Origin of the sequence: Jannaschia sp. R86511 (assembly GCF_042466345.1) — a bacterium.
GTDB lineage: Bacteria > Actinomycetota > Actinomycetes > Actinomycetales > JBBAYJ01 > Aquipuribacter.
Map to the genome: position 1 here is coordinate 3,669,100 of NZ_JAXHCD010000001.1, position 14,139 is coordinate 3,683,238.

A 14,139-nucleotide genomic window follows, 5' to 3' on the forward strand; every position below is an offset into this window, starting at 1 on the left:
GAGTACGAGTACCCCGGGCGCCGGGGCCATGTCGGCCACGTCGCGAGCGGGGGAACGGTCCTGAGCCACGGGTGGACGGTACGCCCCTCGGAGGACCGTGTCAGGTGCGGCCGGTCTCTGTCTCACTGGTCGAGACGTCGTCCCGCATACCGGCCAGCTCGATGACGCGGTGCCCACCGCGGCGCACCGGCATGACGACCCGCTCGGGCACGTCGTCGGCCCGGCTGGGCCCGGCGAGCAGGAACCCCTGGGCGACCCGGCAGCCCAGCTGCAGCAGCAGGTCGACCTGGGCGACGTCCTGCACGCCCTCGGCCACCACGGACAGCCCCAGCTCGCGGCCGAGCGCGACGATCGAGCGCAGCACGACCAGGTCGCGCTGCGACACGGCCGCCGCGCGGACGAACGCGCGGTCGACCTTGAGCACGTCGATGGGCAGCCGGTGCAGGTAGGCCAGCGACGAGTACCCGGTGCCGAAGTCGTCCAGCGCCACCCGCACGCCGGTGCCGCGCAGCCGCCGCAGCAGCTCCACCGAGGCGTCCAGGTCACGCAGCAGGAGGCTCTCGGTGACCTCCAGCGTCAGCCGCTCGGGCGGCAGGCCGTTCACGCCCAGCACCCGGCGGACCCGGCCCACCAGGTCGTCGTCCACCAGCTGCAGCGGTGACAGGTTGACCGAGATGCTCGTGCTGCGGCCCTCCCGGCACCAGCGGGCCGCCTGCTCCACGGCGCGCTCCAGCACCTGGGCCCCGACCTCGACGATCAGGCCGGTCTGCTCCAGGCGGGGCACGAACTCCACCGGGGACACCCCGGAGCCGGGCCAGCGCAGGAGCGCCTCGACGCTGACCACGCGACCGTCGGTCATGTCCACCAGCGGCTGGTAGACCAGCTCGAGGTCGTCGTCGTCGACCGCCGCCCGGACCCGGCGGTCGAGCTCGGTCCGGTCGACCGCGGCCTGCAGCATCATCGGGTGCGACACCACGACCCGCTCGCCCCCGGAGCGCTTGGCCTCGTACATGGCCAGGTCGGCGTCGCGCAGGACCGTGTCGGCGTCGCTGCCGACCGCGGCCACGGCCAGGCCGATGCTCGCCGCGATCCGGATCCGGCGGGTGCCCACCGCGTAGGGCATGACCACCTCCTGCAGCACGCTGTCGGCCACCGCCCGCACCCGCGCCACGTCGTCGTCGCAGACCATGACCGCGAACTCGTCGCCGGACAGGCGGCCCACCACGTCGTCGTCCCCGACCGCGAAGCGCAGCCGCCGGGCCGCGGCCACCAGCAGCCGGTCCCCCACGGCGTGGCCCTCGGTGTCGTTGACCGCCTTGAACTGGTCGAGGTCGATGAACACGATCGAGGTCGGGGCCTCCTCCGCCAGGCGCAGCGCGAGCGTCCGCCCGAACCACCAGCGGTTGGGCAGGCCGGTCAGGGAGTCCAGCCGGGCGCGGCGCTCCAGCTCGCGCTGCATCCGCACCCGCTCGGAGACGTCCCGCATGACCAGGGTGAGGCCGCCCGGGACGGCCGGGGTGTCGTGCGGCTGCACCCGCAGCTCGACGTGGCGCCAGCCGCCGCCGGCCCGGACCAGGCGCACCCGGTCCACCACCTCGGCGGACCCGGCGAAGCCCCGGTCCAGGGCCGCGGCCAGCACCTCCCGGTCCGCGTCGTGGGCCAGGTCGACCAGCAGCCGGCCGTCCAGCTCCTCCGGCTCGGTGCCCAGCACCGCCCTCGAGGCGGGGCTGACGAACCGGACGACCCCGTCGGAGCCGCAGACCAGGACCACGTCGGAGCTGCCGTCGACGATGGTGCGGAACCGGGTGGAGGTCTCGTGCAGCCGTCGGGCCAGCCGGCCCTGCGCCCGCAGCAGCAGCGCCGTCTGGAGGATGACGGCGAGGACCAGGCTCAGCGCCAGCAGGACGACCTCGGGCTGCGGACCGCCCTCCGGCCTCAGCCCGGTCGACCAGCGCAGCGTCAGCAGGGCCATGACCGCCCCGGCCACCACCGACGGCAACCAGGTGCGGGACTCCTCCCCCGGCACCTCGTCCCCGGCGCGGGAGCCGCGGGCGGCGGTCTGCTCGGAACCACCCGTGGACTCGAACAGCGGGCGGCTGCCGACGGCGACGGCGGTCGCGCAGACGATCGCGACGGCCCAGGCGGCGTCGGACACGATGTCGGGCGTCCCCTGCAGGCCCCACCGCCAGGTGATGCTGTCGGCCACGGTGGCGGCCGCCATCGACGCGACCAGCGGCAGCAGGGCGACCCGGTGCCCGCGTCCGCTGCGGCGCAGCAGCCCCACGAACAGGGCCAGGGCCACCAGGTCCAGCAGCACCCACACCCCCACCAGGGGCTCGGCCGTGCCGAGCAGGCTGGTCCCGCCCGGTGACGGCCGGTCCCCGGCGAGCACGAGCAGGAACACGTACGGCCCCACCGTCAGCGCCCAGCCGTCCAGCACCAGCATGAGCGCGCGGTCGGCGCTGCGCCTGACCCCGGGCGTGAGCACGAGGGCGGCCAGCAGCAGCAGGTACAGCGCCCCCCGGGCCGCAGCCCCCCAGGTGTGCGCGCCGTGGTCCCCGGTCGCCACGACCACCCCGGCCACCGGGGCCAGGGTCGAGGCGAGCAGCCAGGCGCGCCGTTCGGCCCCCCGAGCCCGGGCGGCCCGCAGCCCCAGGGCGGCGGCGTAGCCGAGCAGCAACGCGATGAGCACGGCGTGTCGGGCCGCCTGGGTGGCCTCGACGTCGTCGCCGGCGCGCCCGAGCACGACGACCAGGAGCGCCGCCGCCGGAGCTCCGAGCAGGCACAGCAGCGCGCGGGTCGCGCCGGTGACCGCGTTGCTCATCTGTTGCTCCGGTCCTGTCCGGTCGGGGGCAGAGACCTGATCATGACCGATCCGGGCCCGTACAGGGGGGGGCGCAGACTCTTCGCGCCGAGGCCCCGTCCGGCCCCGTCCGACGCCCCGCCCCGCGCCCGACGTCAGCCCGTGACGGCGCCGAGGCTGGCCGAGCCGACCGTGCGGACGTACTTGGACAGCACGCCGCGCCGCGGCCGGGGCGTCGGGGGGACGTGGGCGGCACGGCGCCGGTCGAGCTCGGCGTCGTCCACGTGCAGGTCGAGCAGGCCGTTGGCGACGTCCAGGGTGATGGTGTCGCCGTCGGCGACCAGGCTGATCGGGCCGCCGTCGACCGCCTCGGGCGCGACGTGGCCCACGCACAGCCCCGTCGTGCCGCCGGAGAACCGGCCGTCGGTCAGCAGCAGCACGTCCTTGCCGAGCCCGGCCCCCTTGATGGCCCCGGTGATGGCCAGCATCTCGCGCATGCCCGGGCCGCCCTTGGGACCCTCGTAGCGGATGACCACGACGTCGTTGGCGACGGTGGTGCCGTCCTCCAGCGCGTCCATCGCCGCCCGCTCGCCGTCGAAGACGCGGGCGGTGCCGGTGAACACGTCGGAGTCGAACCCGGCGCTCTTCACCACGGCGCCCTCGGGCGCGAGGCTGCCGTGCAGGACCGTGATGCCGCCGGTGGCGTGGATCGGCTCCGTCAGGGCGCGGATGACCGTGCCGTCGGGGCTGGGGGCCTTCAGCGCCAGCAGGTCCTCGCGCAGCGTGCGGCCGCTGACGGTCAGGCAGTCGCCGTTGAGCAGACCGGCCTCCAGGAGCGCGTTCAGCACGACCGGGACCCCGCCGATCCGGTCGACGTCGCTCATCACGTGCCGGCCGAACGGCTTGAGGTCGCCGATGTGCGGCACCTTCGCCCCGATCCGGCTGAAGTCCGCGAGGCTCAGGGGCACCTCGGCCTCGTTGGCGATGGCCAGCAGGTGAAGCACGGCGTTGGTCGAGCCGCCGAAGGCCATGACGACCGCGATGGCGTTCTCGAAGGCCTCGTGGGTGAGGATCTGCCGGGCGGTGATGCCCTTCTCGAGCATGTTCACCACGGCCTCGCCCGAGCGCTTGGCGAAGCCGTCGCGGCGGCGGTCGATGGCGGGCGGCGCGGCGCTGCCGAGCAGGCTCAGGCCGAGCGCCTCGCCCACGCTGGCCATGGTGTTCGCGGTGTACATCCCGCCGCAGGCGCCCTCGCCCGGGCAGATCGCGCGCTCGATGGCGTCGACGTCCTCCCGGCTCATCCGCCCGGCCGCGCACGCACCCACGGCCTCGAAGGCGTCGATGATGGTGACCTCGCGCTCGGACCCGTCGGACATCTTCGCGGTGCCGGGCATGATCGAGCCGGCGTAGACGAACGCCGCGGCCACGTCGAGCCGGGCGGCGGCCATCATCATCCCGGGCAGCGACTTGTCGCAGCCGGCCAGCAGCACCGCCCCGTCGAGGCGCTCGGCCTCCATCACGGTCTCCACGGAGTCGGCGATGACCTCGCGGCTGACCAGGCTGAAGTGCATGCCCTCGTGGCCCATCGAGATGCCGTCGGACACGCTGATCGTGCCGAACTCCATCGGGAACCCGCCGGCCGCGCGCACCCCGTCCTTGGCCGAGCCGGCCAGGCGCTGCAGGCTCAGGTTGCAGGGGGTGATCTCGTTCCAGCTGCTGGCGATGCCGACCTGCGGCTTGTCGAAGTCGGCGTCGCCCATCCCGACCGCCCGCAGCATGCCGCGCGCGGCGGTCCGCTCCAGGCCGTCGGTCACGTCGCGGGAACGGGGCTTGCGGTCCACCTGCTCTGACATGCCAGCAGCCTAGGACGCCGCCGCCGCGCCCCGCCCACCCGTCCCAGCCGGACCGGGCCGCCCGGCCGCCGTGCTGCCGTGCCCACCACCCGACCTGGCCCGCCGGCCCGACCCGACCCGCCCGCCCGTCCCAGCCGGACCGGGCCCCCGGCCGCCGTGCCGCCCTGCCCCGAGCCCACCACCCGACCCGGGCGGCCCGCCCCTCCTGCCCATGCCGTCGGGTGGCACACGGTGTGGTCGTGATCCGGGCTGCTGACGCGCCTGTCCGCGACCACTACGCGTGCCACCCCACCGGCTGCACCCGCCGGGTGCCCCCACCCGGGCCCGGCCCGCCGGGCCCGACCCCGGGCCCGACCCCGACCCGCCGACCCCGACCCCGACCCCGACCCCGACCCCGACCCACCCTCGGGTGGCACACGGTGTGGTCGTGATCAGGGCCGCAGACGCGCTTGTCCACGACCACTGCGCGTGCCACCCCACCGCGCGGGTGACGGAAGGCAGGGGACGAACGGCGTGCGGGGCTGTGGACAGCGCCGACGAGGACGCGGCCGGCTGCCCGACGGTGGGGTGTGGACGAACGGATCCGACGCATGGCCTCACGGCGACGCGACCTCGTCCTGGCCTCGGACGCCGAGTCCGCGGGGGTGACCCGGGCCACCCTGCGGTGGGCCGTGACGACCGGTTCCCTGGTCGAGGTGGGACGGGGGGCGTGGGTCCCCGCGTCGACGTGGGAGGCGGCAGGGCCGCGCTCACGGCACCTGTTCGTCCTGCGCGCCGCCCTGCTGCGCTGCCCGGGGTCGGTGGCCGCCGGGCGCAGCGCCGCGGTGGTGTGGGACCTGCCCGTACCGGACCCGCCGCCACCGGTCCCGGTCCTGCTCCGACCCCGCTCGCAGGCACGGCCGGAGCGTGGCGGCCGGTCGCGAGGTGTGCTGACCCGGCGCGCCTGGCTGGAACCCGACCAGGTGACACGGCACCTGGGAGTCCCCGTCACGACGCCGGAACGCACCTTCGTCGACCTGGCCCGCGGCCTGGACCTCCCGTGGTCGCTCGCCGTCGCGGACGCCGTCCGGCGCCAGCTGGGCCGCAGCCGCGAGGAGCTGCTCGAGGCTGCGGACCGCCACCCGGCCGCCGCGGGGCACGCCCGGGCCCGCCGGGTGGCCGCCGTCGCCGAGTCCCTGGTGGAGTCCCCGCTGGAGTCGGTCGCCCGGGGGGTCCAGCTCGAGCTGGGTCTGCCCCTTCCGGAGGTGCAGGTCTGGATCGGCCGGGACTCCCCCGAGCTGCGGGTCGACATGCTGGTGCGGGCCTACGCGGTGGTCGTGGAGGCGGACGGCCGGCTGAAGTACGAGGGCCCGACCGCGCGGGCGGGGCAGGTGTGGTCGGACAAGCGCCGGCTCGACCGCCTGCTGGTGCTGGGCTACGACTACCAGCCCTTCGTCGCCGCTGACGGCTACCGGCCGCGGGCCTGGGGCCGGGACCTGCTGGCGACGTTCGCACGGTCCTGCCGGCGGCTCGGGCGTCCCGCCCCCCGGTTCGACCTGCCCTGGGCATGACGCCCCCTGCCGACCGGGCCACCCCGGACACGTCTCGCCCGCCCGCCCAGTCTCACAAGCCCCACCACGCGCCCGCCCCGCCCGGCCCCACCACCCGCGCCCCATCCCGCCCGGCCCCACCACCCGCGCCACGCCCCGCTCGACGGGCACAGGTGGCACACGCAGTGGTCACGGAACCGCCCCCGAACGCGACGATCGACGACCACACCGTGTGCCACCGGGGTCGGATGGGCGCCCGACCGGCTGCGGGGCGGGTGGGCGGTGGGGCCGACGCCGGCGGCGGGGCGGCCGCGGGCGGGGCGGCCACGGCCACGGGCGGGGCGGCCGGGGGGGCTGGGGCGTCGCGCCGGCACTCCGCACGCCCGCCCGTCCGGGGTCCCGAGGTGCCGGACCGGGTGGCGGGTGCCCAGGATGGGGGCATGGGACCGAGCAGGAGGACCTCGACGGCGACGACCGCGGCGCTGGCCGCAGCGGTGCTGGGGCTGGGTGGTTGCGCGGAAGGTGAGGTGGCCGCCCCGGGCACCGCCGCCCCGCCCGCGTCCGCGGCCCCCTCCAGCCAGGTCCCCGACACCCCGGACGAGACGACCGCCCCCGCCGACCCGGGCACCGCGTCCGTCCCACCGTCGCCGGAGCCGGAGCCGGAGCCGGAGCCGAGCAGCACGTTCGCCGAGGTCGGGGCGGCCGGGACCCCGGACGTGGCTGCGGCCGAGGACCTCGCCACCGGGCTCGACGTGCCGTGGGACCTGGCCTTCCTGCCGGACGGATCGGCCCTGGTCACGCTGCGGGACGAGGCACGCGTGGTCCATCTCGATCCCGACGGGACCGTCTCACCGGTGCAGGCCGACGGCGACGGCGGGGCGGTGGCCGGCCCGGCACCGGACGGCGAGGGCGGGCTGCTCGGCGTCACGACCGACGCGACCGCGCAGCACGTCTTCCTGTACCTGACGGCCGAGGACGACAACCGGGTGGTCCGCTACGCCTGGGACCGCGAGCGCCTCGCCCTCACCGAACCGACCACCGTGCTGGCCGGCATCCCCAAGGCCGAGGTGCACAACGGCGGGCGGATCGACCTGGGCCCGGACGGCCACCTCTACGTCGCGACGGGTGACGCCCGGGACACCGGGGCCGCGCCGGACACGGGGTCCCTGGCGGGCAAGGTGCTGCGCGTCACGACCGACGGCGACCCTGCCCCAGGCAACCCGGAGCCAGGCAGCCCGGTGTGGACCAGCGGGCACCGCAACGTCCAGGGGCTGGGCTGGTCGTCCGACGGCACGATGTGGGCCGCCGAGTTCGGGCAGAACACCACCGACGAGCTCAACGTGCTGGTGGCCGGGGCCGACTACGGCTGGCCGGAGGTCGAGGGTGTCGGCGAGGTCGACGGGCTCACCGACCCCGTCGTGACCTGGGGCACCGACGAGGCGTCCCCCAGCGGACTGGCCGTCACCGACGACGCCGTGTACCTCGCCGCCCTGCAGGGCGAGCGGCTGTGGCGGGTGCCGGTGGCCGACGGCGAGGTGACCGGGGAGCCCGAGCCGGTCCTGGAGGACCTCGGGCGGTTGCGGCACGTCGAGGTCGCCCCCGACGGGAGCCTCTGGGTGCTGACGAGCAACACGTTCCGTGGGGACCCCCGCGAGGGGGACGACCGTGTCGTCCGGGTGCCCCTGGGCTGACCGCGAGGACCTGCCTGCGCCGGTAGCGTCCCGGGCATGGGGACGGTCGAGGCGGTGCACCGGTCGGGGCAGCACGAGTTCAGCAAGGCGCGCGAGGACCAGGTCGACCTGGTCGCGGGCCTCGGGGTGGCCGGGGACTGCCACGCCGGGGCCCAGGTCCAGCACCGCTCCCGGGTGCGGCGGGACCCCACGCAGCCCAACCTGCGGCAGGTGCACCTCGTCGCCGGCGAGCTGCTGGACGAGCTGGCGGCCGCGGGGCACGACGTCGGCCCCGGTGACCTGGGCGAGAACGTGACGACCAGGGGCGTGGACCTGCTGGGCCTGGCGACCGGGGCCACGCTCCGGCTCGGCCCCGACGCCCTGGTGACGGTCACCGGTCTGCGGAACCCGTGCCGCCAGATCGAGGCGTTCTCGACGGGGATGCTCGCCCGCGTCGCGCACCGGGACCACGACGGCACGGTCGTGCGCCGGGCGGGCGTCATGGGTGTCGTCGTGCTCGGCGGGACCGTGTCGCCCGGCGACCAGGTCCTGGTGGCCCCGCCGCCGGGCGAGCCGGTCCCCCTCGCCCCGGTCTGAGCCGGCTCAGCCGGCCGCGCGCTCCAGGACCAGCTCGCGCACCCGGGCCGCGTCGGCCTGGCCGCGCATCTCCTTCATGACGGCGCCGATGATCGCGCCGGCGGCCTGCACCTTGCCGGCCCGGATCTTGTCGACCACGTCGGGGTTCGCCGCCAGCGCCCGGTCGACGGCGGCGTTGAGCGCGCCGTCGTCGGACACGACCTCGAGCCCACGGGCGGTCGCCACCGCCGACGGGTCGCCCTCGCCGGCCAGCACGCCGTCCAGCACCTGCCGCGCCATCGAGTCCGTGAGTCGACCGGAGTCGACCAGACCCTGCAGCTCGGCGACCTGGGCCGGGGTCACGGCCATGTCGGCCAGATCGGTTCCGTCGTTCTTGGCCCGTCGCGCCAGCTCGCCCATCCACCACTTGCGGGCGGCCTGGGGCGTGGCGCCCGCGTCGACCGTGGCGCCGACCAGGTCGAGCGCGTCGGCGTTGACGACGTCGCGCATCTCCATGTCGGCGAAGCCCCAGTCGGCCTGCAGCCGCTTGCGCCGGGCCGCGGGCGGCTCGGGCAGCCGGGAGCGCAGCCGCTCGACCCACTCCGCGTCGGGCTGCACCGGGACCAGGTCGGGCTCGGGGAAGTACCGGTAGTCGTCCGCGTCGGACTTGGGCCGCCCCGACGTGGTGACGCCGGTGTCCTCGTGGAAGTGCCGGGTCTCCTGCGTCACGGTGCCGCCCGCCAGCAGCACGCCCGCCTGGCGGCCGACCTCGAACCGGACCGCCCGCTCGACCGAACGCAGCGAGTTGACGTTCTTGGTCTCGGTCCGGGTCCCCAGCGGTGAGTCCGGCGTGGGGCGCAGCGACAGGTTGGCGTCGCAGCGCAGGTTGCCGCGCTCCATCTTGACGTCGGACACGCCCAGGGTGCGCAGCAGCTCGCGCAGGGTGCCGACGTAGGCCTTGGCCACCTCGGCGACCCGGGCCCCCGTGCCCTCGACGGGGCGGGTGACGATCTCGATCAGGGGGATGCCGGCGCGGTTGTAGTCGACCAGCGAGTGGTCGGCGCCGTGGATCCGTCCGGTGGCCCCGCCGACGTGGGTGGACTTGCCGGTGTCCTCCTCCATGTGGGCGCGCTCGATCTCGACCCGGACGACCTCGCCGTCCTCCAGCTCGACGTCGAGGTAGCCGTCGACGGCGATGGGCTCGTCGTACTGGGAGGTCTGGAAGTTCTTCGGCATGTCCGGGTAGAAGTAGTTCTTGCGCGCGAACCGGCCGTAGGGCGCGATCGAGCAGTTCAGCGCCAGGCCGATGGTGATGGCGTGGTCGACGGCCTGGGCGTTGAGCACGGGCAGCGCGCCGGGCAGGCCCAGGCAGACCGGGCAGGTCTGGCTGTTGGGCTCGGCGGCGAAGGAGTGCGCACAGCCGCAGAACATCTTGGTCGCCGTCGACAGCTCGACGTGGACCTCGAGGCCCAGGACCGGGTCGAACTGGGCGACGGCGTCCTCGTAGCTCAGGACCGGGGTGTCAGCAACCGTGCTCATGCGTGGGCTCCTGCCTTCTCGACGGGACGGGAGTCGCCGGCGGGTCGCGGCGCGGCCGCCACGGCGGGCGCCCGGTCCAGCAGCGGACCGCCCCAGGCGTCGACCAGGCGCGCCTCCAGGGCCGCGCCGACCCGGTAGAGCCGCGCGTCCTCGGCCACCGGGGCCAGCAGCTGGATGCCGGCGGGCAGGCCGTCCTCGTCGGCCAGGCCGCTGGGCAGCGACATGCCGGGCACGCCGGCCAGGTTGGCGGGGATGGTGGCGACGTCGTTGAGGTACATGGCCATCGGGTCGTCGAGCTTGTCGCCGAACCGGAACGCCGTGGTCGGCGCGGTCGGGGACACCAGCACGTCGGCCTGGGCGAAGCAGGCGTCGAAGTCGCGCTGCACCAGGGTGCGGACCTTCTGCGCGCTGCCGTAGTAGGCGTCGTAGTAGCCGGCGCTCAGGGCGTAGGTGCCCAGGATGATCCGGCGCTTGACCTCGTCCCCGAAGCCGGCCTCGCGGGTGGCGGCCATGACGTGCTCCGCGGTCGAGGCCGGGTCGCCGTCGCCGACCCGCAGGCCGAAGCGCATGGCGTCGAACTTGGCCAGGTTGGAGCTGGCCTCGCTCGGCAGGATCAGGTAGTAGGCGGCCAGCGCGTACCGGAAGTGGGGGGCGGAGACCTCGACGACCTCGGCCCCGGCGGCGCGCAGGTGCTCGAGCGCCTCGGCGTAGCGGGCGCGGACGCCGGCCTGGTAGCCGTCGCCGTCCAGCTCTGTGACCACACCGACCCGGACGCCGCTCAGGTCCCCGGTCGCGCCCTGGCGGGCGGCGGCCACGACGGACGGGGCCGGACCGGGCAGCGAGGTGGAGTCGCGCGGGTCGTGCCCGCCGATGACCTCGTGCAGCAGCGCCGCGTCCATCACCGTGCGGGCGCACGGGCCGGCCTGGTCGAGGCTCGAGGCGAGCGCGACGAGGCCGTAGCGGGACACCCCGCCGTAGGTGGGCTTGACGCCGACCGAGCCGGTGACGGCCGCGGGCTGACGGATCGAGCCGCCCGTGTCGGTCCCGACGGCGAGCGGCGCCTGGTAGGCCGCGACGGCCGCCGCGGAGCCGCCGCCGGACCCGCCGGGGATCCGCTCCGGGTCCCACGGGTTGCGGGTCGGGCCGTACGCGGAGTGCTCGGTGGAGGAGCCCATGGCGAACTCGTCCATGTTGGTCTTGCCCAGCAGCGGCGTGCCGGCGGCGCGCAGCCGCGTCACGAGCGTCGCGTCGTAGGGCGGGACCCAGCCGTCGAGGATCCTGGAGCCGACGGTGGTGGGCATGCCGCGGGTGGCGACGACGTCCTTGACCGCCACGGGCACCCCGGCCAGGGCGTGCAGCTCGCGACCGGCGGCGCGGGCCTCGTCGACGGAGCGGGCGGTGGCCAGCGCCTCGTCGGTGCTGACGTGGAGGAACGCGTGGACACCGGAGGTGGCGTCGCCGTCGACGGCGTCGATGCGCGCCAGCGCGGCCGCGGTCAGGTCGACCGAGCTCACGGAGCCGTCGGCCAGGGCGGCGGACATCTCGGCCGCGCTCAGGCGGGTCAGGTCGTCGCCCATCAGTCCTCCTCGAGGATGCGCGGGACGCGGAAGCGGCCCTCGTCGACGGCGGGGGCGCCGGACAGCGCCTCGGCCGGGGTCAGACCGGGGACGGGCACGTCGGGCCGGGTGACGTTGCTCAGCGGCAGCGGGTGGCTGGTGGCGGGCACGTCGGGCGTGGCCACCTCCTGCACCTGCGCGACGGCGTCCAGGACCACGGACAGCTCCCCCGCCAGCCGGTCCATCTCGTCGTCGGTCAGGGCGATGCGGGCGAGCCCGGCGAGGTGCGCGACGCGCGCGCGGTCCAGGTGCTCGGGAGCGCCCCCGGCCCGGTCCGCGGCCGCGGACGGCCCGGTCGTGGTGGTGTCGGCCATGTTCGGTGAGTCTAGGAGACGACGGGGAGCGCGCCGTCGGCCGGCTCAGGCGTCGGGCTCGGCCGGCTCCGACGTCGGTTCCGGGTCCGCGACCGGATCCGGCTCCGCGGCCGGGAGCGCCTCCACCCCGTGCTCCAGCAACGCCCGGAACCCGGCCTCGTCCAGGACGGGCACCCCCAGCGACTCGGCCTTGTCGGCCTTGCTGCCGGGGTTGTCGCCCACCACCACGGCGGTCGTCTTCTTCGACACGCTGCCCGCGGCCCTGCCGCCCCGGGCGAGGATCGCCTCCTTGGCCTCGTCGCGGCTGAACCCCTCGAGCGAGCCGGTGACCACGACCGTGACCCCCTCGAGCGTCCGCGGCACCGAGGCGTCCTGCTCGTCGGCCATCCGGACCCCCGCCGCGGCCCAGCGGTCGACCACGGCGACCTGCCAGTCCACCGTGAACCAGTCGACCAGGGCCTCGGCGATGACGACCCCGACCCCGTCGGTGTCGGCCAGCTCGGCCACGGCGGCATCGCGGTCCTCGCGCTCGGCGACCTCGCGCAGCGCGGTCATCGTGAAGTAGCGGGCGGCGAAGGCGCGGGCGGCCGAGGGCCCGACGTGCCGGATCGACAGCGCCACCAGCACCCGCCACAGCGGCTGCTCCCTGGCCGCGGACAGGTTCTCGATCAGCCGGTGCCCGTTGGCCGACAGCTCGCCGGACTGGTTGGTGAACAACGGCACCCGCAGCAGCCTGGCCTCGTCGAGGTCGAACACCCCGCCCTCGTCGGCGGCAACCCCGTCATCGCCCAGCACCCCGGCCTCGAGCAAGGCCGACGCGGCCTCCCAGCCCATCGCCTCGATGTCGAACGCCTTGCGCGAGGCCAGGTGGAACAGCCGCTCCCGCAGCTGGCTGGGGCAGGTGCGCCGGTTGGGGCAGCGCAGGTCGATGGCGCTGGAGGTCTCGCGGTGCAGCTCGGTGCCGCAGGACGGGCAGTGCGTCGGCATGACGAACTCCCGCTCGTCACCGGTGCGCTCCTCGACCACCGGGCCGAGGACCTCGGGGATGACGTCGCCCGCCTTGCGGATCCAGACCGCGTCGCCGATCAGCACCCCCTTGCGGCGCACCTCGTCGCCGTTGTGCAGCGTGGCCATCGACACCGTCGACCCGGCCACGAGCACCGGCTCCATGACCGCGAACGGCGTGACCCGCCCGGTGCGGCCGACGTTGACCTGGATGTCCAGCAGCCGGGTGCGGACCTCCTCGGGCGGGTACTTGTAGGCCGTGGCCCAGCGCGGCGCCCGGCTGGTGGTGCCGAGCCGTCGCTGCAGCGGCAGCTGGTCGACCTTGATGACGACGCCGTCGATCTCGTGCTCGACGTCGTGACGGTGCTCGGCGTAGTGGGCGACGTACTGCTCGACCTCGGCCAGGGTCCCGACGACCCGGTACGTGTCGGCCGTGGGCAGGCCCCACGCCCGCAGCACGTCGTAGCCCTGCGACTGCCGGGTGATGTCGAACCCGTCGCGCACCCCGAGCCCGTGCACCCGCATGTCGAGCGGCCGCTTCGCGGTCTTGCGCGGGTCCTTCTGCCGCAACGACCCCGCGGCGGCGTTGCGCGGGTTGGCGAACGGGCTCTTGCCGGCCTCGGTGAGCTCGGCGTTGACCGCGGCGAACCCTGCGACGGGGAAGAACACCTCGCCCCGGACCTCCAGGCGCGGCGGGAACGGGTGCTCGTCGGCCGTGAGCCGTTCCGGCACCGAGGCGATGGTGCGCACGTTCAGGGTGATGTCCTCCCCCGTGTACCCGTCGCCGCGGGTCAGGGCCCGCTCCAGCACGCCGTCGACGTAGACCAGGTTGACCGCCAGGCCGTCGATCTTGACCTCGCAGAGGTACTGCACGTCCTCGCCCGCGGCGTCGCGGACCCGGGCGCCCCACTCGCGCAGCTCGTCGACGCTGAACACGTTGTCGAGGCTGAGCATCCGCGAGGGGTGGTCGACGGCGGTGAAGGCGGTGGAGAACCCCCCGCCGACCCGCTGGGTGGGGCTCTCGGGGCTGACCAGGACCGGGTGGGCCGCCTCGAGCTCGGCCAGCTCGCGCAGCCGGGCGTCGTAGACGTCGTCGCCCACAGTGGGGCTGTCCCGGACGTAGTAGGCGAACTGGTCCGCCCGCAGCTGCTCGGCCAGCTCGGCCGCCCGGGCCCGGACGTCGTCGGGCACGTCCGTGGTCTCCATCGTCGGGTCGACGGTCTCCTCGCTCACG

General features: G+C 75.4%; 9 protein-coding genes. 3 read left to right on the forward strand and 6 right to left on the reverse strand.

The features are described from left to right. Positions 1-100: 100 nt before the first annotated feature. Both SJY06_RS17120 and ilvD read right to left on the reverse strand, forming a co-directional pair. Positions 101-2,824 carry a putative bifunctional diguanylate cyclase/phosphodiesterase gene (locus SJY06_RS17120; protein WP_380168738.1) on the reverse strand — a complete coding sequence of 908 codons (2,724 nt, stop codon included), beginning with the start codon at positions 2,822-2,824 and terminating at the stop codon, positions 101-103. A 134-nt stretch (positions 2,825-2,958) separates the two neighbouring features. After that, positions 2,959-4,656 (reverse strand): dihydroxy-acid dehydratase, encoded by a 1,698-nt coding sequence (gene ilvD / locus SJY06_RS17125; protein ID WP_380168739.1) that lies wholly within the window; start codon positions 4,654-4,656, stop codon positions 2,959-2,961. A 569-nt stretch (positions 4,657-5,225) separates the two neighbouring features. On the opposite strand from ilvD, the gene SJY06_RS17130 reads away from it, so the two are divergent. The 3 genes from SJY06_RS17130 (at position 5,226) to SJY06_RS17140 (ending at position 8,452) form a co-directional block, all read left to right on the forward strand. Beyond that, entirely contained in the window at positions 5,226-6,206 is a 981-nt protein-coding gene (locus SJY06_RS17130; protein ID WP_380168740.1) for a type IV toxin-antitoxin system AbiEi family antitoxin domain-containing protein, read from the forward strand. A gap of 419 nt (positions 6,207-6,625) precedes the next feature. Beyond that, positions 6,626-7,876 (forward strand): PQQ-dependent sugar dehydrogenase, encoded by a 1,251-nt coding sequence (locus SJY06_RS17135; protein WP_380168741.1) that lies wholly within the window; start codon positions 6,626-6,628, stop codon positions 7,874-7,876. A 36-nt stretch (positions 7,877-7,912) separates the two neighbouring features. Then, positions 7,913-8,452, forward strand: coding sequence for an MOSC domain-containing protein (locus SJY06_RS17140; protein ID WP_380168742.1), 540 nt, complete (start codon positions 7,913-7,915; stop codon positions 8,450-8,452). Positions 8,453-8,458: 6 nt separating this feature from the next. Here the strand turns inward: SJY06_RS17140 and gatB are convergent, their stop codons facing one another. Genes gatB through ligA form a run of 4 tightly spaced genes read right to left on the reverse strand, consistent with a single transcriptional unit; the run spans position 8,459 to position 14,138 of the window. Beyond that, positions 8,459-9,970, reverse strand: coding sequence for an Asp-tRNA(Asn)/Glu-tRNA(Gln) amidotransferase subunit GatB (gene gatB, locus SJY06_RS17145; protein WP_380168743.1), 1,512 nt, complete (start codon positions 9,968-9,970; stop codon positions 8,459-8,461). Then, positions 9,967-11,547: an Asp-tRNA(Asn)/Glu-tRNA(Gln) amidotransferase subunit GatA gene (gene gatA / locus SJY06_RS17150; RefSeq protein ID WP_380168744.1), complete on the reverse strand. Its 1,581-nt coding sequence runs from the start codon at positions 11,545-11,547 to the stop codon at positions 9,967-9,969. Before gatA ends, gatB begins: the two co-directional genes overlap by 4 nt. Further along, positions 11,547-11,900, reverse strand: coding sequence for an Asp-tRNA(Asn)/Glu-tRNA(Gln) amidotransferase subunit GatC (gatC, locus tag SJY06_RS17155; RefSeq protein ID WP_380168745.1), 354 nt, complete (start codon positions 11,898-11,900; stop codon positions 11,547-11,549). The genes gatA and gatC overlap by 1 nt, the downstream gene beginning before the upstream one ends. A gap of 45 nt (positions 11,901-11,945) precedes the next feature. Next, entirely contained in the window at positions 11,946-14,138 is a 2,193-nt protein-coding gene (gene ligA, locus SJY06_RS17160; RefSeq protein WP_380168746.1) for an NAD-dependent DNA ligase LigA, read from the reverse strand. Position 14,139 lies beyond the last annotated feature (1 nt).